This is a genomic window from Halorubrum sp. B52 (assembly GCF_059752555.1).
On the sequence record NZ_MWTG01000009.1, the window covers coordinates 1,032,971 to 1,053,020 of the forward strand.

The 20,050-nt window shown below is 60.7% G+C and carries 15 protein-coding genes and 3 pseudogenes; 10 read left to right on the forward strand and 8 right to left on the reverse strand.

The window, feature by feature from the left end:
- The first annotated feature begins 296 nt into the window (after window positions 1-296).
- The 6 genes from B4V04_RS13815 to B4V04_RS13840 are packed head-to-tail and all read left to right on the forward strand — an operon-like array spanning window position 297 to window position 6,804.
- A complete protein-coding gene (locus B4V04_RS13815; protein ID WP_498232323.1) occupies window positions 297-1,463 on the forward strand; it encodes a substrate-binding domain-containing protein in 1,167 nt (388 codons plus the stop codon).
- Between the two features lie 44 nt (window positions 1,464-1,507).
- The gene (gene pstC / locus B4V04_RS13820) at window positions 1,508-2,632 is read left to right on the forward strand and encodes a phosphate ABC transporter permease subunit PstC (protein ID WP_498232324.1); all 1,125 of its coding nucleotides are present in this window, start codon (window positions 1,508-1,510) and stop codon (window positions 2,630-2,632) included.
- Window positions 2,629-4,197, forward strand: coding sequence for a phosphate ABC transporter permease PstA (gene pstA, locus B4V04_RS13825; RefSeq protein WP_498232325.1), 1,569 nt, complete (start codon window positions 2,629-2,631; stop codon window positions 4,195-4,197). The genes pstC and pstA overlap by 4 nt, the downstream gene beginning before the upstream one ends.
- The gene (pstB, locus tag B4V04_RS13830) at window positions 4,194-5,108 is read left to right on the forward strand and encodes a phosphate ABC transporter ATP-binding protein PstB (protein WP_498232326.1); all 915 of its coding nucleotides are present in this window, start codon (window positions 4,194-4,196) and stop codon (window positions 5,106-5,108) included. The genes pstA and pstB overlap by 4 nt, the downstream gene beginning before the upstream one ends.
- A complete protein-coding gene (gene phoU / locus B4V04_RS13835; RefSeq protein ID WP_498232327.1) occupies window positions 5,105-5,782 on the forward strand; it encodes a phosphate signaling complex protein PhoU in 678 nt (225 codons plus the stop codon). The genes pstB and phoU overlap by 4 nt, the downstream gene beginning before the upstream one ends.
- A 2-nt stretch (window positions 5,783-5,784) precedes the next feature.
- Window positions 5,785-6,804: an AbrB/MazE/SpoVT family DNA-binding domain-containing protein gene (locus B4V04_RS13840; protein ID WP_498232328.1), complete on the forward strand. Its 1,020-nt coding sequence runs from the start codon at window positions 5,785-5,787 to the stop codon at window positions 6,802-6,804.
- Window positions 6,805-6,851: 47 nt separating this feature from the next.
- Here the strand turns inward: B4V04_RS13840 and B4V04_RS13845 are convergent, their stop codons facing one another.
- Both B4V04_RS13845 and B4V04_RS13850 read right to left on the reverse strand, forming a co-directional pair.
- Window positions 6,852-7,619: a halo transducer protein gene (locus B4V04_RS13845; RefSeq protein ID WP_498232329.1), complete on the reverse strand. Its 768-nt coding sequence runs from the start codon at window positions 7,617-7,619 to the stop codon at window positions 6,852-6,854.
- Window positions 7,620-7,877: 258 nt separating this feature from the next.
- Entirely contained in the window at window positions 7,878-8,360 is a 483-nt protein-coding gene (locus B4V04_RS13850; RefSeq protein WP_498232330.1) for an arsenate-mycothiol transferase ArsC, read from the reverse strand.
- Between the two features lie 347 nt (window positions 8,361-8,707).
- On the opposite strand from B4V04_RS13850, the gene B4V04_RS13855 reads away from it, so the two are divergent.
- The gene (locus tag B4V04_RS13855) at window positions 8,708-9,127 is read left to right on the forward strand and encodes a hypothetical protein (RefSeq protein ID WP_498232331.1); all 420 of its coding nucleotides are present in this window, start codon (window positions 8,708-8,710) and stop codon (window positions 9,125-9,127) included.
- 249 nt (window positions 9,128-9,376) lie between these two features.
- A complete protein-coding gene (locus B4V04_RS13860) occupies window positions 9,377-11,542 on the forward strand; it encodes an alkaline phosphatase PhoX (RefSeq protein WP_498232332.1) in 2,166 nt (721 codons plus the stop codon).
- A gap of 732 nt (window positions 11,543-12,274) precedes the next feature.
- Here B4V04_RS13860 and B4V04_RS13865 read toward each other — a convergent pair.
- Window positions 12,275-13,741, reverse strand: a complete 1,467-nt coding sequence (locus B4V04_RS13865; protein ID WP_498232333.1) for an FAD-dependent oxidoreductase — start codon at window positions 13,739-13,741, stop codon at window positions 12,275-12,277.
- Between the two features lie 524 nt (window positions 13,742-14,265).
- Here B4V04_RS13865 and B4V04_RS13870 point away from each other — a divergent pair.
- Window positions 14,266-15,882, forward strand: a complete 1,617-nt coding sequence (locus B4V04_RS13870; RefSeq protein ID WP_498232334.1) for a sodium:solute symporter family protein — start codon at window positions 14,266-14,268, stop codon at window positions 15,880-15,882.
- A gap of 177 nt (window positions 15,883-16,059) precedes the next feature.
- Window positions 16,060-16,308: pseudogene (locus B4V04_RS13875) on the forward strand (RING finger protein); the annotation flags it as partial.
- 13 nt (window positions 16,309-16,321) lie between these two features.
- Here B4V04_RS13875 and B4V04_RS13880 read toward each other — a convergent pair.
- From B4V04_RS13880 to B4V04_RS13900, 5 genes and pseudogenes are all read right to left on the reverse strand, one after another.
- Window positions 16,322-16,897, reverse strand: a complete 576-nt coding sequence (locus tag B4V04_RS13880; protein ID WP_498232335.1) for a hypothetical protein — start codon at window positions 16,895-16,897, stop codon at window positions 16,322-16,324.
- An 82-nt stretch (window positions 16,898-16,979) separates the two neighbouring features.
- Window positions 16,980-17,374, reverse strand: a pseudogene (locus tag B4V04_RS13885) (DUF7567 family protein).
- 71 nt (window positions 17,375-17,445) lie between these two features.
- A pseudogene (locus tag B4V04_RS13890) lies at window positions 17,446-17,544 on the reverse strand (DUF7568 family protein); the annotation flags it as partial.
- Between the two features lie 68 nt (window positions 17,545-17,612).
- Window positions 17,613-18,974 (reverse strand): bifunctional hydroxymethylpyrimidine kinase/phosphomethylpyrimidine kinase, encoded by a 1,362-nt coding sequence (thiD, locus tag B4V04_RS13895; RefSeq protein WP_498232336.1) that lies wholly within the window; start codon window positions 18,972-18,974, stop codon window positions 17,613-17,615.
- 48 nt (window positions 18,975-19,022) lie between these two features.
- Entirely contained in the window at window positions 19,023-19,952 is a 930-nt protein-coding gene (locus B4V04_RS13900; RefSeq protein WP_498232337.1) for a thiamine-phosphate synthase family protein, read from the reverse strand.
- Window positions 19,953-20,050: the final 98 nt, after the last annotated feature.

Sequence of the window (20,050 nt, forward strand, 5' to 3'; positions counted from 1 at the left end):
TCAGTTTGAAAAGATCAGAATACAGTGATGCCTTCCTTTCTGTTCACTTCTGTATAACTCTGAACTTCTGGATTCGTACACTTGAATTGATCATCGCTCAGCTACAGAGTGGGAACACAGCGGCTGGAATATTGAACAAGCCTTACAGACTGTTCATCAAATCGTTCAGTTGACTATGTACTGGTCTATATCGGTAGCAACTGATACTGCTTGATAGTACCAATACATGCTCAGAATATATAAGTATAGTAACCTATTATAAACCTGTTTAATAGAGCCCCACCTGCGGTCATGTGATGTCACGTGATTCGGGGCGTCAGGCGGACACGGTATCACGCCGAAAGTATCTGCTCACGACGGCCGCCGTCGGGGCGGCCGGTCTCGCGGGGTGCAGTGGCAACAACGATAGCAGTGAGGATGGCGCAGACGGTGGAAGCGGGGGCGATGAAGGGAATACGATAGATTCCGGCTCGTCGGGGCCGGCGACGGTGACGGCCGAGGGGTCCTCGACAGTGTACCCCATCTCGAACAAGGGGAGCTCCTACTGGAACTCGAACTCGCCGGCGAGCGACGGCGAATACTGGGGCTCCAACGACGAGTCGTCGGTCGCCGGGTGGGACCAGATCGACACCGACATGAATATCGCCGACTACTTCGCCAGCCTGTACGGCTTCGAGCCGTCCGGTGAACGGTCGAACCCGCCGTTCGCCACCCGCGTGGCGCTGAGCCACTCAGGGACCGGCTGCGAGGCGGTTCGAGACGGGCTCGTCGACATCGGGAACTCCTCCGGACCCATCACGGCGGAGCTCGACATCAGCGAGGACGAGCGCGACGCGAACTACGTCGACCACGTCGTCGGCCGCGACGGCCAGCCGGTGTTCGTCAGTCAGGCCATCTACGACGCCGGCGTTGACCAGCTCACCGGCGAGCAGATCCGTGGTATCTACCAGGGCGACATTACCAACTGGAGCGAGGTCGGCGGGCCCGATCAGGAGATCTACGTGGTTGGCCGCGCCGAGGGCTCCGGGACGGACACGTCGTTCCGGCTGAACATGCTCGGTGACGCCGACGCGCCGATGGACGTCGACACGCGCCTCGGGCAGAACCAGCAGGTCCAGCAGGTTCTGCAGGACAACGACAACGCCATCGGATACATGGCGCTGGCGTTCTCCGGGTCGGGGATTCAGGCGATCGCGATCGACTTCGAAGGAACCGTCTTCCGCCCGGACCCCGACGCCGAGAAAACCATCTTCGACTCCGAGTACCCGCTGAACCGGGACCTACACATGTACACCCGGATCAACGAAGAGACGCCCGAGGGGACGGACATGCGTGAGGCCGCATTCCTCAACATGTTCCTGACCGAGTTCGGCCAGAAGACGTTCGTGGAGGACGTCAACTACATCACGTTGCCGACCTCCGACATCAAGGCCGAACGCGAGAAGCTCCCCAATCAGGCGTAACTCCTCGGCCGCGCGGACTTCGCTTCGCGGTCCGACCCCATTATATGTCACTAACCCCCCAAACCGATTGGCGCGCTAGCATCGAGCGACGGCTGACCAGAACGCAGGAGTTCGTCGATGACACCGACCCGGAGGCGCTGGCAGTGGTCCTCGTGTCAATGGGGTCGCTATTGGCCGCGTTCGTCGGGTTCCTACTGGCGTCGCCGTGGACCGCCGTTCCACTCGGCACGTTCCTGATCGCCACGGGCTACGGCTGGGCGCGTCATCAGGCGCTCGTCGCCCGTGCGGTCACCTTCGCGATGACGACGGTGACGCTCGTGACCCTTGGGCTCATCGTCGTGTTCATTTTCGCCGAATCGATTCCGGCGTTTCAGTACGAGACGACGAGCGTGTTCGGCGTCTCCGTTCCGGGACTCGGAATGTTCACACAGGCCCGTTGGGACGCCGTCTCGGAGCCCGTTCGCTACTCGCTGCTCCCGATGATTCACGGGACAGTGATGGTGACCACCATCGCGACGCTCGTGGCGGCTCCGCTCGGCGTCGCCGCGGCGCTGTTCATCGCTGAAATCGCACCGCCGCGTGTTCGAGAGCTCGTCAAGCCGGGCATCGAGATTCTGGCGGGAATCCCCTCGATCGTCTACGGGTTCATCGGGTTCACCGTCATCAACCCGTGGGCGAGCGGAGCCTTCGACCTCAACGGCGGCTCAACGTACCTGTTCGTCGGCATGGTCGTCGGGCTGATGGCGTTGCCGACGGTCGTTTCGGTGGCTGAGGACGCGCTGACGAGCGTTCCGGACGTGATGAAAAACGGGTCGCTCGCGCTCGGGGCGACTGACTGGCAGTCGATGACTTCGATCACGCTCCCTGCGGCGTTTTCGGGTGTCTCATCGGCCGTCCTCCTCGGTGTCGGTCGAGCCATCGGCGAGACGATGGCCGCGACGGTGATGCTGGCCGGGATTCCGCGGATCAGCGAGCCACTCGTGAACGTCTTTTACGGCTACGAGACGCTCACATCACTCATCGCACGCGGCTACGGCAGCGCGAACGGCGTTCACGAGAGCGCGCTGTTCGCCGCCGGCGTCGTCCTGTTCGTGACCGTGTTGTGTCTGAGTCTCGGCTCGCAGTACATCGAGGCGCGAATGCGTCGCCGTCTGGGAGGTGTCGAATGAGCCGCGCGCCCCAGAGTGTGCTCGTCCGGGACGACCGCACGCTGTACGAGGCTGCCGCCGGAACTGCGGTCGGGCTCTCCGGAGTCGCGTTTGCGGTCGGCTTGGCTGCACTGCTGGGCGTCGTCGCGATCGACGACCCTGTTGCCGGCTTCGAACTGTTGGTGGCGTTTGGCGCGGTGCTACTCGCGCTCGGAGCGTCAGTCATCGGCTTTGGGGTCGCCTCACGGTTCGGGTACGTTGACGTGGCACCCCAATCTAGCGCGGGGATCGTCGCCGCAGCTGCGTTCACGGGGATCTGGTTCGCCGCGGGCGCGATCGTGTCGGGAGCAGTTGGGCTCGGAACGGGCGGCCGGCTCGGAGTCGGGGTAGTCCTCGGTGGAGTTGCGTTCGCGACGACCGCGCTCCCCCGCGAAGATATCGGATCGACGATGCCTGCCGGGGCCGTCACCGGCCTCTGTGGACTATCGCTCATCACCGGTGTCGTCGGTCCCGGGTGGAAGCAGGTTCTCGCCGGGTACAACGCGACGCTGTTCGGCGACACCGTCGTTCCCGCGGTCGTGATGTTCGCCTCGCTGGTAGCCGGTTGGAGCGCGGCGAAAGCGTACGGCGGGTTCGGTGCTCGGGGGCGCAATGTCGGTGCGTACGTACTCATCTACCTCGTCGTCTGCTCGATACTGGCCGTGCTGGTGGGGCTCGTCGCTTTCGTCACGGTGAAAGGACTCCCCGGACTGTTCAACGGCTTCGGCGTCGGGGGTGCAGCTCTCATCAGCTGGCCGTTCCTGACCAACGGTGCCGGGCTGTTGGCCAACACTGCGGGCGTGTTCCCCGCGCTTGTAGGGACGGTCTGGTTGGTCATCGGTGCCGTCCTTTTCTCTGTGCCGACCGGTGTCGGCGCCGCAGTGTTTCTCAGCGAGTACGCGGAACAGGGGAGGTTCACGGGGGCCGTCGAGGTGGCGACAAACGGCCTCTGGAGCACGCCGAGCATCGTGTTCGGACTGTTCGGCGCCGCCTTCCTGATCCCTCGATTCGGCAACCAGAAGTCGCTGATAGCCGGGATGCTGACGCTCGGCTTCATGCTGTTGCCGTTAGTGCTGATCACAAGCCGGGAGGCGATACTGGCGGTACCCGACGAGTACCGCGACGCCAGCGCGGCGCTCGGCGTCTCCAAGTGGCAGACGGTCCGCAGCGTCGTCCTCCCCGCGGCGATTCCGGGAGTGACCACCGGCGTTATCCTCGGTGTCGGGCGCATCGCCGGCGAAACCGCCCCTATCCTGCTGACCATGGGCGGTGGCGTCCTCCCGGCGAAATCGGCTGCCCCCAATGTGTTGAGCGGCTTTCAGCTGAGCGCGTCACCACCGTTCGTCAGCAACCCCGCGTTGTTGGAGGCGACGAGCGCGCTACCGTATCAGCTGTACGCGCTCATCACGGCGGGCTTGAGCGGAAACATTCAGAACCCACAGGAATACGCGTGGGGACTGGCGCTGACGCTGCTGCTCGTCGTGTTAGTCTTCTACGCGATCGGAATTGCGACGCGCTACTACTTTAGACGGAAACTTCACCAATGAGTCAGACAGAGACCGCAGAGACCACGGCGAACCGCACGGACAGCCAGGGAGTCTCCACGACCGCTGGGGAGACTGTCGAGGAAACGCGTCCGGAGTGGACGAGCTACGAGGCCGGCGGCGAGACGAAACTCGCCATCGAGGATCTTGACGTTCATTACGGAGACGACCACGCGCTGAAGAGCGTCTCGATGGACATTCCCGAACAGAGCGTGACGGCACTCATCGGCCCGTCTGGCTGCGGGAAATCGACGTTCCTCCGGTGTCTCAACCGGATGAACGACCGCATCCGCGCCGCCAGCGTCGATGGGACGGTCGAGCTTGACGGCGAGAACATCTACCAGGACGGCGCCGATCTCGTCGAACTTCGCAAGCGGGTCGGGATGGTGTTTCAGAGTCCCAACCCTTTCCCCAAGTCGATCCGCGAGAACGTCTCCTACGGACCGCGGAAACACGGCGATATCGAGACCGGATTGCTCGCCAAGCTGACGGGGCGCGCGGAGCCCGACCGCGAGGAGGCGCTCGTCGAGCGGTCGCTCGAACGGGCCGCGCTGTGGGAGGAGGTGAACGACCGGTTGGACGACAACGCGCTCGGGCTGTCCGGCGGTCAACAACAGCGCCTCTGTATCGCCCGGTGTCTGGCCGTCGACCCGGAGGTCATCCTCATGGACGAGCCGGCTTCAGCCCTTGATCCGATCGCCACCTCAAAGATCGAAGACCTCATCGAAGACCTCGCACAAGACTACACGGTCGTCGTCGTCACCCACAGCATGCAACAGGCCGCCCGCATCTCCGACCAGACCGCGGTTTTTCTGACCGGCGGCGAGCTCGTCGAGTACGACGACACGGAGAAGATATTCGAGAACCCCGAGAGTCAGCGCGTCGAGGATTACGTTAGCGGGAAGTTCGGGTGATCGCCGTGCCTCGAGAAGGGTACCGCGAGTCGCTCGACGAACTGCGGGCCGACGTCGAGTCGATGGCGAGAAGCGTGCTGAGTCAGCTCCTGCGGGCGCTCGAAGCGCTCGAAAGCGACGACCACGGGCTGGCTCGCGAGGTGATCGAGGACGACGACCGCATCAACGAACGATACCTCGAGCTCGAGGGCGACTGCATCGACCTGATCGCGCTCCAGCAGCCCGTCGCCTCGGACCTCCGCTTCGTCGCTGCGTCGTTCAAGATCCTTACCGATCTGGAGCGGATCGGTGACCTCGCGACGAACCTCGCTCGCTACGCCCTCGCCGGCAGCTCAGAAATCATCGCAGAAGTCCGGATACAAAATATCGGCAAGACCGCCTCCAGTCAGCTCCGGGCGGCCGTCAACGCGTACGTCGACGCCGATTCCGAGGCGTGTCGTGCGATCGCCGACCGCGACGACGAACTCGACGCGGCGTGTCAGAATGCTAGCGAAGCCGTCGTGCGCGAGCTGATCGCCGGTGACCCCGACCGCTGGGACATAGAACAGCTGCTCGACGACGTGTCGCGGTTGCTGCTCACGATCCGTGATCTGGAACGAATCGGTGATCACGCCGTCAATATCGCTGCGCGCACGCTGTACATGAACGACGGTGACCCCGAGCTGATCTACTGACCATGGAGACCAGAAAGCTGCAGGAGGTCGGCGGCGGCACGTTCACCGTCTCAATTCCGAAGGCGTGGGCGACGAACAACGGCTTCGAGGTTGGCATGGAACTGCAGCTGTACACGCATCGTGATGGGTCGGTCCTCATCCGGTCCTCGGGTATGGATGTCGACTGCTTGGACGAAGCAACGGTCGATATCGACGGCGGCGGTACTGAAGCCGTCAAGCGTGCGGTTCGAACGGCTCATGCAGTCGGGTTCGAGACGATAACACTACGTCCGGCGGACACATTCTCCGACGCAGAGCGCAAAGCCGTACAGTCCACAACTAGGAATGTCGTCGGAATGAACGTTCTTAGTGAGTCAAGCGAGGAAATTAGGATCGGACACCTCTTGGATACCTCGTCTGTCTCTGTCTGCCAGTCGATAGTTCAGCTCCAGTACGTGGTTGTTTCACTACTCCGTGACGCAACCGAGGCCTTCGTTGACGCTGCGGACACACACACGAGAATTTGTGACCGTGCCGATGAAGTGCGCCGCTCAGTGGAGATGGTCACTCGACACTTCTCGCGGTCACTGGTCTCCCACGCCGAGCTCGACGCACTGGGTGTCTCCCGACCCAAGCTGTTCACCTACTACGCTATCGCCCATCGTCTGGAGATCGTCGCCGATCAGGCTGTTAGGATCGCGACCACCGGAGAAAAACTACCCGAGCCGCCCGCAGACGAGGTGGCCAAAAACGTGTCCTCGGTGGCCGACGATGTTGCGTGCGCCGTTGATGACGCGGTAACCGCTGTCCTCGACGGCGACACGGTAAAGGTCCAACAGGCGAGGGATCGATGTGACGATGCCACCGAGGGCATTGAAGCGCTCGAACAACGTCTATACGATGGGTCTGTTACAGAATCGGTCGCCACAGCGGTCGTGCTGTCCAACGCGCTCTCTTACCTGGGATGGACCGCGAATTGTGGTCGATCCATGGCCGATACCGCCGCGAGAACTGTGATACGCGCCGAAAATATCGATATCTGACGATCTGACCCCCCGAACGGTGGATGCCGTTCTGAAGACTCCGTTCGCTACTCGACTGCGGGGCGGTGTTCCTCGACAACGGCTTCGACCTCGGCCCATGCGACCGGCGGCTCCATCGTTTCGAGCGCGTCGTTGAGCGCGGTCAACTGGTTCTCGAACCGGTCGGTCCACCCGGGTTCGGCATGCGTGGTGAGCCGTTCCCCGACGGCCTCGTGACTGGCCTGAAACTCGTCGAGTCGGGATTCGATGTCCGACGGCGGAGTACCGCCTTCACGCTCGGCCCACGCTCGAAGCGCCGCTCGTTCCGCTCGGAGATCCGCGATCATCAACGACACGACACGGTGCCGGACCATCGTTGCGGCCCACGTGTGCGCCGCCTCGCTCTCGGGTTCGCTGTCGTCGACAGCGAGTCTTTCGACGATGTCCTCAAGCTCGTTCACTGACTCCGCGAGTGCATCGACGTCGGCGGAGAGCTCCTCGTCGCGTCGATCAGTGTCGGTGAGCCACTCTTCGAATGAGTCGAGCTCGAACTGAAGGTCATCGGCGGCACGCTGGACCTCGATAGCAGCATTCGTAACCCGTCTGATCCGTCGCGCGATCTCGTAGAGATCGCCGTCCTCCTTCATCGAGAGGACCTTCTGTATGGCGTCACCGAGACGGTCTGCTCGTTCTTCGATAGCGTTGAGACGTGCGTCGAAGTTGTCGATGCGTGCCGACACGAGATCCAGATCCGAGACTGAAGTGGCGGTTTCCCGTGCGCTGTCCAGCTTTTCGGTCGCGAGCTCTACTCGCGTCTCGGCGGTCGTCGCCACCATCGACGCGTTCGCGACCGCGTCATCGACGGCCGCCCGGCGGACGACGCCATCCTGGGCCACGAGCGCGAGCGTCTCTCGGACCTCGTCTGAATTCTCCTCGTCAACAATGACGCTATCAACCGCCCGTTCGACGGGCAGTCCGTCGAGCTTCACCGAGTCGTCGTCGGATTTCGCTTCAGTCATAATTCCCGCCTCCGGCTGGTGGTCCGGTAGGGATCTGCTGGCACCGATCGTCGCCTGAGTTATTCCGCATCCGCGTTACTCCGCAGACGCCGTTTTCGACAGGAGTTCGTCAAACAGGGCGACGACACGCTCCTCAATTTCGTCGCGGATCTCGCGTACGTCCTCGGGAGACTGACCGTGTGGATCGTCGAGTCCCCAATCGCGGCTCTCGCCGTTCCACGTCGCCGGGCAGACGTCCGACGCCGAACAACCCATCGTGACGACCAGATCGACCGCCTGTAGTTCGTGGGACGTCACCTCTCGCGGCGTTCGGTCGCCGAGTTCGATGTTCAGTTCACGCATCGCCTCAACGACGACATCGTGAACGTGGTCGGCGGGCCGTGTCCCGCCAGTGATGATATCGATCCGATCGCCTGCGTCACGTTCGTCGCGTTCGTGCTCTGCGAACTCCGCCGCCATCTGGCTCCGCCCTGCGTTTTGGACACAGACGAATGCGATCCGGTAGTCCAGCCGAGCGCTGTGATTGGTCACGACTGGATATGCAGAGGGTATCACCATAATCGTTACTTGGAACCGATATTGAGTGTTATAGAGCGGTATAGCGATCTGGATACCGTTCCCGGCTCGGTTGGAAATAACTGTGAGCTCCGGGTCGTCCGAGTTGAAAGACCGTGGAGTTGATCCAACTCCTTCGACCGGTTCCCAACGTCGGTTCCCCGGTCATACGCCTCAACTATCCCACCGCGTAGCCTTTGATTTCGTGACCGTCTTCGAATCGCTTCTCGGGGAGTTCTGCCGCACGCCTCAATCGCGTTCCGGATGGCAACGTGCCCGAGTAGAGGGTTCCCAACGGCTATTGACAACCATTACTGAGATTTATTGATGGTCGTACCGGAGCCACGCGTATGGCCTCGACAGAACGGATCGATGGGAAGTCGATCGGGACCCACCGGCAGTACGTCATGGACGTTCGCATCGTTGAATCGGACGACGGACGCTACCGCTTTGAGGCGCCCCGCCACGAGGGGATCGAGTTCGACGACGCTGAAATCGCCGAGCTCTACGCCGACATCTACTTCGACGTCAACGGCTTCGAGGAGGCGGGTACCGGCGATCGGGGCGTCCCACCGATTATCATTCAGGCCGGCCGGGACACGCTTGCGGCGTATCTCCTCACGCAGCCGTACGCGGACCGCCAGTGGGTCGGCTCGTTCATGGGCATCCAGCCCGGGAAGATCGAGCGGTACGTCTCACGGGTCCAGAAGCGAGCCACCAATATCCGTCGGAAGGTCGCGGAGATGGAGGACACGGAGACCGACCGCTGAGACGGACGATCGGACGCGTTTTCGGTTGACGTACGGAACGCCCCCACAGACGGCCAGTGCCGGAACTGTCCACATCTCGAAGGAGCAAGTGGCGGCACGACGGGCGAAGTGCGCCCGCTCGCCAAGCCAATTCCGTAGGGGAGCGGTCCGACCCCGTCCCGTCTCCTATATAGTAACTGGAACCGCTCTGAACGGCGGTGTTGACCTATTATAAACGGGTTTTACGCTGGGACGTGGGTTCGCACTTGGATGGTTGATAAATCCAAACGGCACCTGATGAAGGCCTCTATCGCAAGCCTGGTCGGTGCGGGCGTCACGGGTGTCGCAAGTGGAGCGGAGGATAGTTATCGAGGATACAGCCCCGCGGACTCGACAGATGACGATGACACGCAGACACCAGGGGCACCGAGTGTCGTCGGTGACCTCAAACGGTTCTCGACGACGGCGTTCGGCGCGGAGATGACCGGACCGTTCGTCTTCGAGGACGGCTCGCTTCTGATCAGCGTCCAGCACCCGAGTCGCGACAACCCCAAACCGTACGACAAGGCTGGAGTCGGCTACTACAAGGGCTTCCAGTTTGCTTTTGATGGGCAGAACGATGATTTCACCGAGTCGCCGGCGCCGGTCGAGGAACAACAGGACGGCGTCTTCGCCGTTGACGGCGACTTCGAGTATCTGATTCAAGAGCGAGAACCGATCAACGGCGGCGCCGAACGTTGGGGAATCACCCAGACGCCCGACGGACGGGATGTCACGACCGAGAATTTTGCGGGGACGACCTACGGCGACTCGGGGTACAACCCCGATGCCAACCACTTCGTCGCGACGGACGACGACGGGACCGAGGGGTTCCTCTTCACGAACGACGAAAATAGCCCCGGCAACATCATGCGGACACCCCTCTTGCAGAACGAAGACGGTGAGTGGGAGGCCGACCCTGAGAACGCGATCAACACGGTCAACACGGCTGCGTTCCGCGAGATCGGAGGGACCCGCATCAACTGCTACGGCGACCTCAGTCCGTGGCAGACGCCGCTGTCCTCCGAGGAGAACTACGCCCACCCCCGCGCGAACCTCACGGGAACAATCGGCGATATCGTTGAGGCCGGCGACGGCGAGAGACTGCGGGGGGCGGGCTACTTCTGGAACCGCCCCAATCCCAGCGAGATCCAGACCGCCGTCAACGAGTACGACGAGGTCGACGGCTGGTACGTCCAGGGCTACTGGAACATGACCGGCGTCGAACACCTCGCCTACTACCTCGGCGCCGATCCGGTCGAGGCCGGCGACGGGAACCCACTCGAACCGATCGGAGACGAGTACCCCAACCCGTACCGCTACGGCTATCACGTCGATATCCGGAACCCGACCGGCGACCCCGAGGATCTCGAACCCGTCAAGTACTACGTGATGGGCCGGGCGGCGTGGGAAGCGCCCAATATCCTGCCCGACGAGCGGACCGCCTACGGCTGCTCGGACGGCGACAGCAAGGGCATCTACAAGTTTGTCGCCGACCGGCCGATTTCGAGCTACCGGGACCCGATGGATATCGCGGGGATACTTTACGCGCCAAAGATAACCAACGACGAGGCCGCCTCCGGAAAGTCACCGGCCGAAGTTCCCCTCGAAGTCGAGTGGCTCCCGATGGGACGCGCCTCGAATCGGGAGATCGAATCCTGGATCGGCGAATACGACGATGTCACCCAGGTCGACTACCTCGAGAGTCACGCCGACTGGAGCGAAGGCGACGAGGTCACCGAGGAGGTCATCAAGCAGGCCGACCTCGAAGTTATCTCGAACGGCAATCAGGATTATCTCTCCGACGAGGAGATTCTCCAGTGGGCCGAGCAGTACGAGGAACAGGGTCCGAACGGCGTCGACGAGGAGCTCCGGCGAGTGCCCTTCATCGAGACGCGCGCCGCGGCCAAGGAGATCGGCGCCTCCATCGAGTTCAACAAGGCCGAGGGCGTCGACAGCGTCGACGACGCCAAACCGGGCGACTACATCTACTTCGGCATCTCCGAGTTCAACGACGACTTGGCCGGGCCGACGAACGACGGCGGCGACATCGCGCTCGACCGCGTCGATGGCGGTGTCGTCTACCGCGCTGAGCTCGGACCTCGGTACGACGTCTCGACACTCGAGCCGGTCGTTGTCGGACCCGACTTCACCAGCGAGGAGGCTATGAAAGATGTCGACGATTCGTTACGCAACGTCGACAACGTCTACGCGATGCGCGACGGCCGTGTCCTCCTCTGCGAGGATGGTTGGCGGGGTGGTAATCGGAGTTATCCGAACGACGCGATGTACGTCTACGAGCCCGAAAACACCGATCGGCGTGGGCCACCCGGTGGCGATCCACCGGGACGTAACGGCCCACCGAGCCACGGAAACGGTCGCGGCAGCAATCAATAGATTCGATACTGTGACGGCCTCTCAAGGATTTGTCAATAGGGGCTAATGGAGACCGGTGTGTCGATCAACGCGCATCTCAGACTTTTTCTGATGTCTGAGCCGATGTTTTCCACAACAGAAACTTGCTCCTAGCTACTGTCGAATCGGTGACCTCGTCATCTCGACGGATGATACGGTGGAAACAGGCGACTACGGGTATGCTGACGCCGGTAGATCTTCCAAGCGCGTTGAACCGCTATGTTTCGACCTGCTCGTAGTGGTAGTCGAGTGGGAGCAGCTTCTTACTTCAAGATCGTTTGAGGCGAAAACATGTTCGAACCGTTTCGAGTTCCAACTTGTATCCCCGCCATCATTTCTTCATATCCCTGCTGCTCACGGAACACATCCCGAACCTCCGAGTTTAAAAGGATAGTTTGGCCAACACCGTTATGACTGAATCTGCTATATTGCATCCACAAAGGGTGTCGGATACCCCTCTCATTTCGAGGGACATGGGACTCACTTGAATGGGGAGCCGATCGAACTTTTCGAACTGTAGCTCCGATGTCGGTATCTTGAATGGAAATACATTGGTGGCGGCCAAGAATATTCGGGAGAAACCGAACCTGGTATCGACTAACCCCGCAGCAAGCGGCTTGATTGGCTGAAGCTAGACCAGTTGCTACTCTATTTCTTTTGAGTTTTCACCTTGCCGAGTTGAGAGTGCGAACGTGAATAGTAAGGCAATGAGAGCTACTCGGTTAGCGTATCAACAGCATCAGATACCTTTCGGCCGGCAATAATGCCGAACACCGTATTTGCCGTCATCGGACTGACGGCCTCCATTGTCGTGATCGCGCCGACGTTTCCAACATCCGCACCGACGGCATACAATCCGTCGATGGGATCCTCGAAGACGGTTTCCTGTTCGATACCACCGTGGTCGAACGTCGAGCTACTGCCGAACTGTCTAAGGACTCGCATCTCAAGGTCTACGTCGAGACCACCCATCGTTAGCGTAATCGACGGCTGGACCTGCGTCACGTAGAACGGCGGCGTGTCGACCGTGCGCCGGTTGTTCGTTCGGGGATAGTCGAGCCGCTCACTCTCGCCGGTTCGGATCGCCGTGTTATACGACCCGAGTGTTTCGACCGCTCGGTCGCCGTCGACGCCCCATTCATCGAGAACAGTGGCGAGTTCTTCGAATGAATCGACGGCTTCGACTCGACCACCAGCTTCCCGCTGGGTGTCCAGCATGTCCCTAATGTTATCTTCCTTGTGGGGACGAATTGTCGAGTCCACAAGCTCCTCGTCGAGGACATAGAAGAATCGGCCATATCCTTCTCGAGCGGCCGCGTGAATAACAGACTTCTCGTGAATCGAATCCGATTCGTCGGCGAATCGTTCACCGCGTTCGTTCAGGGCGACCGCAAACGGCCCGTAATAGGATGAGACGTCGGGATATTCGAATGGGGTGAACTCAGCAGGGGCGGAGGGCATCGACTTGCCATAGAACTCGTTGTGTCCCTGACTGTGCTTGGCCCCAATCTCCTCAGCGGCACGGATACCATCACCCGTACACCACTTTGCTGCCCGAAGCCACAGGTCTTCGGAGTTCTCTGTGTAGAAGGACTGTTCGACGAGGCGCTCGTTTGCAGGGTAACCACCCGTCGCGAGCACAACGTTCGGCGACTCGATAGTAAAGGCGTCACCGTCGACGTGGGCCGCACGGACACCGGTAATGTCACCGGCGTCGTCGGTTAGTAGTGACCGCATCGGCGTCTCCAGTAGGAGTTCGCCGCCGGCCGTTCGCAGTGAATCGACAAGCTCGTCGATTAACACCTGCATCTCGACCGTCTTCGACACCGATTTCTGGCGGACGACCTCCTCGTTGCCCGGGAGAACACCCTCGAAATCGTCAGTGCTCTCCTCGAGCGGGATACCGTGATCCTCGAGCCACTCCCATCCCTCGTCGTGGCGACGGACCACGAGCTCCTGTAGCTCACGATCACCCTTGGGATCGCGTTCCTCCAGTTCCTCGACCGTCTCGTAGCAGTAGAACGTTCCGCCGCTCAGTAGCGAGGTTCCGCCAGCCCGGTCGCCTTTTTCGAGAACGACCACAGTTGAATCCGGGGACTGCTCCGCGGCCTCAACTGCAGTGACTAGTCCGCCAATTCCGGCCCCAACAACGACGACATCAGCAGTTCTATCAGCAGTCATCTCGTTAATCGTCAGTCTCCCCGTAGATAGCCGTATTTCGTTCACCGGGAATGTTACGGGTATCTATGGGACGAATAATCTAAGTCATCCGGACACAAGGAGCGTTCTATCTCCAGACAAGCACTGATTAGGGCAGCTCTAGTCAGTCGCCTGCGTCGGAGCCCCTCACGAGTGTTACTGCCGGCTATAAGCACTCGTTGTATGTCGGATCGATATCAATATCGCTATTTTACGAAAGGTCATGTTGTCGAAACCCGCGCTGGTTCAGATTAATCGATGAATCCTTGTTTTTCTGGAGATCCGAGAACTCACGCTCGGTGGCAGTTCGAATGGACGGCCTCAGTAGTTGCCACCGTCATCCCCTTTAGTGCAGTTCCTCTTGACCATTCATTCGTACTAGCAACAATGATCCCATTCTGGCAATTTGTATGGATCGTGATTATCGGACAGATGCTCATCGGGGCATGGCTGACGTTTAGGCTATATCCCGGAAAGAGTGCCTCGTCAAACGAGAGTGAGACCGCATGATCACCCTTCCCTTGCTACAGGCGACGGAAGCGAATATCATCTCGACGAACGTGGAACTGGTGTTCGGCGTCATCCTGTTCGCACTCTACAGCGGCGTGTTGCTGCTGATCGGCTTGGACGGGTACCGAAATACCGAAGTCCTGAACGATTACGCGATCGGTGCCGGCCGACTCAAGGCGTGGTGGATCGGCCTAAGTTTCGGCGTGACCTACGCGTCCGCAAATATGTTCATCGGCGTCCCCGGGTTCGCGTACTCTGCGGGTACACCCGCACTCTGGTGGATCGCGGTGTTTACTGGTCTTCCGTTTATCGGCATCGCGTTGATTTCAAAGCGATTCTACGAGATCGGCGGACTTGGTGGGCAACGCGACCTCACGTTGCCGGATTGGCTCGGAAATCGGTTCGATAGTCCATTCCTCCGGATCGCAACTGGGATCATCTCGTTGCTACTGGCCTTCTATGTCGCCGGTCAGATCATCGGCGCTGGAACGCTGTTTGAGCGGATCTTTGGGCTTCCATACATTTGGGGGATCGGAGTTTCGATCACGATTGCTGCAGTCTACGTTGCCGGGGGTGGGATGCGAAGCACGATCCTAACGGACCTCCTTCAGAGCATCATCATGATGCTAATCGCAGTCATCGTGTTCTTTAGCGGGATTTGGGTATTCGGCTGGAACTTCCTCGGCAACGCCGTCCAAGCTGCGGCTGCCGAAGGAGCGAACACAGGGTGGTTCACCTCGGAGACATTGCCAGCACTGTTCGGCGGACCAATCGCCGTGTCGTCCATCGCGTGGCTTGGGCTCGCTTTCATCCTCCTACCACATCTCCTCAACCGGGTTCTCGCCGTACAGAACAAGAGAGAGCTCAGAGAGTTTGTTTTATTCTCCGGGATCGGCTTGTTCTTCTGCAGCGCCTTCATGCAGTGGGTCGGTATATATGCATACGCTCTCAACCCGAACCTTGAGTTCGCCGATGCAGCTGTCCCGGCGTATCTCGCCCATGCCTTCCCGAACATCGTCGCTATCGCGATCACAGTCGGGGTGATAAGCGCTATTCTGACAACGACTGACTCTCTACTACAGGGGGTCGCGGCCATTGTCGGGAACGACGTATACAAGTACGGTGTCGAGGCTTACTGGCGAGGGAATGTCACGCCAGCGCAAATCAAAGCTGGAGAAACCCCGTCGGCAGTCGAACGGCGTTCCGTGTGGGCTGCGCGAGCTGGCGTTGTCCTCACTGCAACAATAGCGCTGTATATCGCCATGGCGCGGCCGTCACATTTGACGATTATTACGCAAATGGGAATCACCGGTCTGCTGAGCGGGGTGACAGCACCACTGCTGGCAGGATATCTTTGGCGGGAATGCAGCCAGCGAGCCGCTGAGGCAGCCTTCGTCGTCGGATTTGGCTCGTATCTCGTCCTGTTCGTAGGTGGGATAATGGAAAGCTTCTTCGTCGTCTATCCAGTTTCGACCGCCGTCAGCCTCGCTGTACTTGTCGTGATAACTCTGGCTCAGTCTGCCGACAACACCCTTATCGACCGCTGGGACCGGGCTTTTGCTGCCGATAGTGAGGACGACGATCGCGTTTCAGTCGAAGGATCGGGGGACTGACCTCCTAGAGTTAGCCCTTCAAGAGAGTCCTCCATTCGATGTTGGCAATTGGCCCAGCCAACCCAGCTTCGTCTACAGATGAACAGGGCAACTGTCTCGGGACTTGACTCCGAACGGTCCACAGAGCAGAAACATCTCAAATTCGAGTGCTTCTTTGTCGAGAGACACTCCAAGTTACACTGCGGGGCGAGCGCCTGCGATAATCAGATCAGGACCGAACGGCTTGAGCGCAAGCCGGTTTGTCCGGGCTGTGCGGTGAGGGAACGGTTCGCGCTGAAGACGAAGTACTTCTACGACGAACAGAATCTCGAGGCGTTCCCCGAGAAGTACGCCGACATGCCACTTCACGAAAGGGCGATGGAGAACAAGTGGCTGGCCGGGGGCAGCACGGTCACGATGCTGCTGCTCGTCGTCGGCATCCTCTGAGTGGGCTCGGTATTCAGACCGGTTCAGCCCCCAGCTCTTCGAGCGCGTGCTCCAGCAGGCCCTTGAACTGCCAGCTGGCCCGCTCGAAGGCCTCGTCGGTCGGACCGTCCCAGCGCGGGAATGTAGAGTGGCCGCTCACCTTGACGGTCCACTCGGTCGGCTCGTCGAACGGGTTCTCCGTCGGGAGTTCCACGACGTAGAGGTACTCCTCGTCGCCGTGGATGCCGTCGGCCGGATTCTCGACGCCGTGGCCCAGCAGGAACAGCGGCTGGTCGAGATGCTCCATATTGGACGGCTCAAGGAGATCCGCTGGCTGAGCCGCGTCGATCGTTCGATCTGGGTCGCCATCCAGATAGAGGTCGACCGTCGAGAGCTTGTCGAGGAACATGAACGTCGCCGCCGTGTAGCCCGGTCCCCGCTCTGCGCGGGTCGCATCGAGCAGCGCTTTCAGCTGTGCGAGATCCCGGAGGACGCTCTCGGGGTACCCGTCCGAATGCCGGTACACCTGCGCGACGCGGTCGGCACTGCCCTCTGTCTCATCGGTCTGTTCGACTCGTTGGACGAATCGGAGTTGACTCCGTGTCGACATCGATACTCCCCGGCGCGTGTGCGCCGGCACCCATCGCCGGCGCAGAAACAACATTACCCAGTCGTAGCGGGATTAAAATCCGCTATGCGAGATGTGACACCTCGTCTGGTTCCTCCACGTCGTCGAATTCACCATGCTCGACTGGCTCCCAATCCTCCCCGGGTGCTGGACTCCACCAGTCGACTTTGTAGGCTCCCGGTGCGCCGAGGAGTTTCACCCGTGCCGAGCCGTCAGGCAGGTCGCGACGGAGCTTCTCGTCGACGTGAAGTTCCACGCCGAGTCGGTGTCGAAGCACGCGAGCACAGCCTCCTCGTAGCCACGGTTTTCTTGGGATTCCCGGAGAACGACCTGCGTGTTACAGTTCTTGCAGAACACTCCCTCGAAGGGAATGTGGGTGAACACTTCTTGCCCACAGACGGGGCACCAGAGGAACTCGAACAGTGCCTCGCTGTGTCGGTCGAGTACTTCGAGACTCATTGTTGGACCGACCCGGTTCGACCGGGTCACTCTCTCCGCCCCGGCCGAAAAACACCCTGCGTGTAACGTTCTCAGCGTTCAGGGCCGTAGACGATACGCGAGGGGGCTTCGTACCCACAGTCCGGACAGTCGTACCAGCGCTGTACCTTCGCTCCATCAGGTGCCTGCTCGATGTGAGACTTGGTGGGATTTGTCCTAATCCCGCTTTATTAGAGACGTACCCGAGATGGCGGTCGATTCATGATCTCCCTGCTATCGAGAGTGCACGGGTTGCGAGCTTAGCGCCGTCTTTTCCGAGCAGGCGCGTGATCGGTTCCTTCCCCACGTCACCTCGATCGAAGACAACCGCCGGCGTGGTCTCATTCCGCTCGAAGGCGCGCTCGGCCGCCCAGCCCATGGTCGATCCCTCCTCTTCCGGTTCCGGTTCGTTCGAACGGTCGATCTCGATGACGTTGGCATCAATCTCCTCCAAGGCTCCCTCGATAGCATCGTCAAACCGAAGGTTCGCTGCAAACCGGAGACCCGGATCGTATTCCCGCGCCGACAGTAGGAAGCGGGCGACGTGGCTTGACGCACCGAAACGTGTCCCTCGAGTCGCACGGATGCCGTCCATCGTCCGGGCGATCCGTCCCTCGACGGCGACAGTCTCCTCCGGCCGTTCTGCGTAGGGCGTGGCCCCGACCACGTTCATCCCAACTTCCGGCACAATCGTCGACACGTCGGCCGAAACCAACTGCTGCACGATGGACTCGACCACCTCCTGTGTGGGCTGTCTGGCTGACCGCTCCCGAATATTCGAAAGGTGGTGGACCGTCCCCGGTCCCTCGCCAACGTCGAGCGGGTATCTGATGGCACGAGTCATGAACTCCACGCCGGATTTGACCGCGTCCGGGATCTCCTCTCCGTGAGCCAGTCGAGCCGCGATCGCACTCGAGAGTGTACACCCCGAACCGTGTGTCGCGTCCGAGTCTACTTTCGCGTGCTCAAGGGTGGTTACTTCGTCCTGAGTTACGATAATATCTCGAACGACATGCTCGTCGCCGACATGCCCCCCTTTTATGAGTGCCGTGTCGGCTCCCATCTCCACGAGCCGTTGTCCTGCTGTCTGCATCGAGTCTGGATCCTCGATCGGAATATCCGTAAGTATTTCAGCTTCGTCAGCGTTCGGCGTCACGACCGTCGACGCAGCGATCAGCTCCTCATAGGCAGCTTCAGCGTCATGGTCGAGCAATCGGTCTCCCGAGGTAGCGATCATAACGGGATCAACGACGAAGGGAACGTCCATCTCAGCAGCGTACGACGCGACTGTCTCTACCACGGGTTCAACACCCAACATACCCGTCTTGACGGCCTGTAACTCGAAGTCGCCGCGGATCGCCTCGATTTGGGCTTTGATCTCTTCAACCGGAATAGGGTGGATCGACTCCACGCCGACAGTGTTCTGTGCCGTGACGTTCGTGATCGCACTCGTCGCGAAGGTGTTGAGTGCCTCCATCGTCTTGAGGTCCGCTTGAACACCGGCGCCACCGCCTGAGTCACTCCCAGCAATCGTCAAGATCTGGGGGAGTTCGACCGGGGCCGGCCGTCGAAATGTGGACATATCCGGAATATAACCGACAAGTACAAATCGGTAATGGTCATGCCAGCGTCATTCGGTCTCACGGATTGCTTCGAAAAGCGAGACCGCAAGGTGAGCGGCATCTTCCGCCGTCTCCCCGAGGACGTAGGTGATGGGTTCGATTCCGAATGCGCCGCGGTGATAGACGATCCGCGGAACGGCCTCCTGAGACGTGAACCGGTCCAAGAGTCGCTGGGTGCGGTCGTCGTACTCGGCGTCGAACTCGAGTGGGTCAAGCCCACGGTCCCGAGCCAGCGAAAGGAGCTCGTCGTCGGTTGCGATGTTGACCGCGCCACGCAGCCTCTCGTCTCGAGCCATCGCAGCCAGCACGACCGTTGCGACGTGTCGCGACGCCCCAAACTCCGGGTTCGCTGGAATCTCCACACGACCGTCCACGGCGTAGATCCGGCCGGGAATCGCAGCAACTTCTGTAGCGTCGCTTGCACCGGGCAGCGCACGGCCGACATTCGTCCCGACGTTGGGGACGTACGTCGCCATTCCCGGTGTCGTCGCCAGGACGCGTGCTGCCGTTCGGACGTCCGTTAAGACCTCCCGCTCTGCGGCGAGGCGCTCGTCGGTGCCACGGACACAGAGATCACAGCCGAGACCGGCGAGTGAGGGCATCGCCTCCTCGTGCAGTTCACACACCGGGCCCCGGTCCTCAAACGCCCGTACGAGCGCGAGCAGTTCGGCGAGTGCCTCATACCCGTCCATCTGTCCGGAAGCGAATCCCTCGGCGATACGCGTGACTGTCTCGTCGGTCAGTGGGTGGGCTTCGATGCGGTCTTCGACAGCCACGTCGCCGCTGATGTACTTCGAGACGGCGGCCTGAGAGACGCCGATGTGTTCCGCCACCTCTTGCTGGGTCATTCCACGCGAAGCCAGTTCACCGGCGAGACAGACGCGGATGGTGGGGAGAACCCGCTCGACGACGATCTCGCTCGGGAGGTGAAGTGACATACGGGTCGGACCAAGCGACTCGTATTAAATCGTACCCACCTGTGACTGACGGCGGTTCCGGTTCGTGTCGGTCCCGGACGCATTGCGTGCTACCGGAG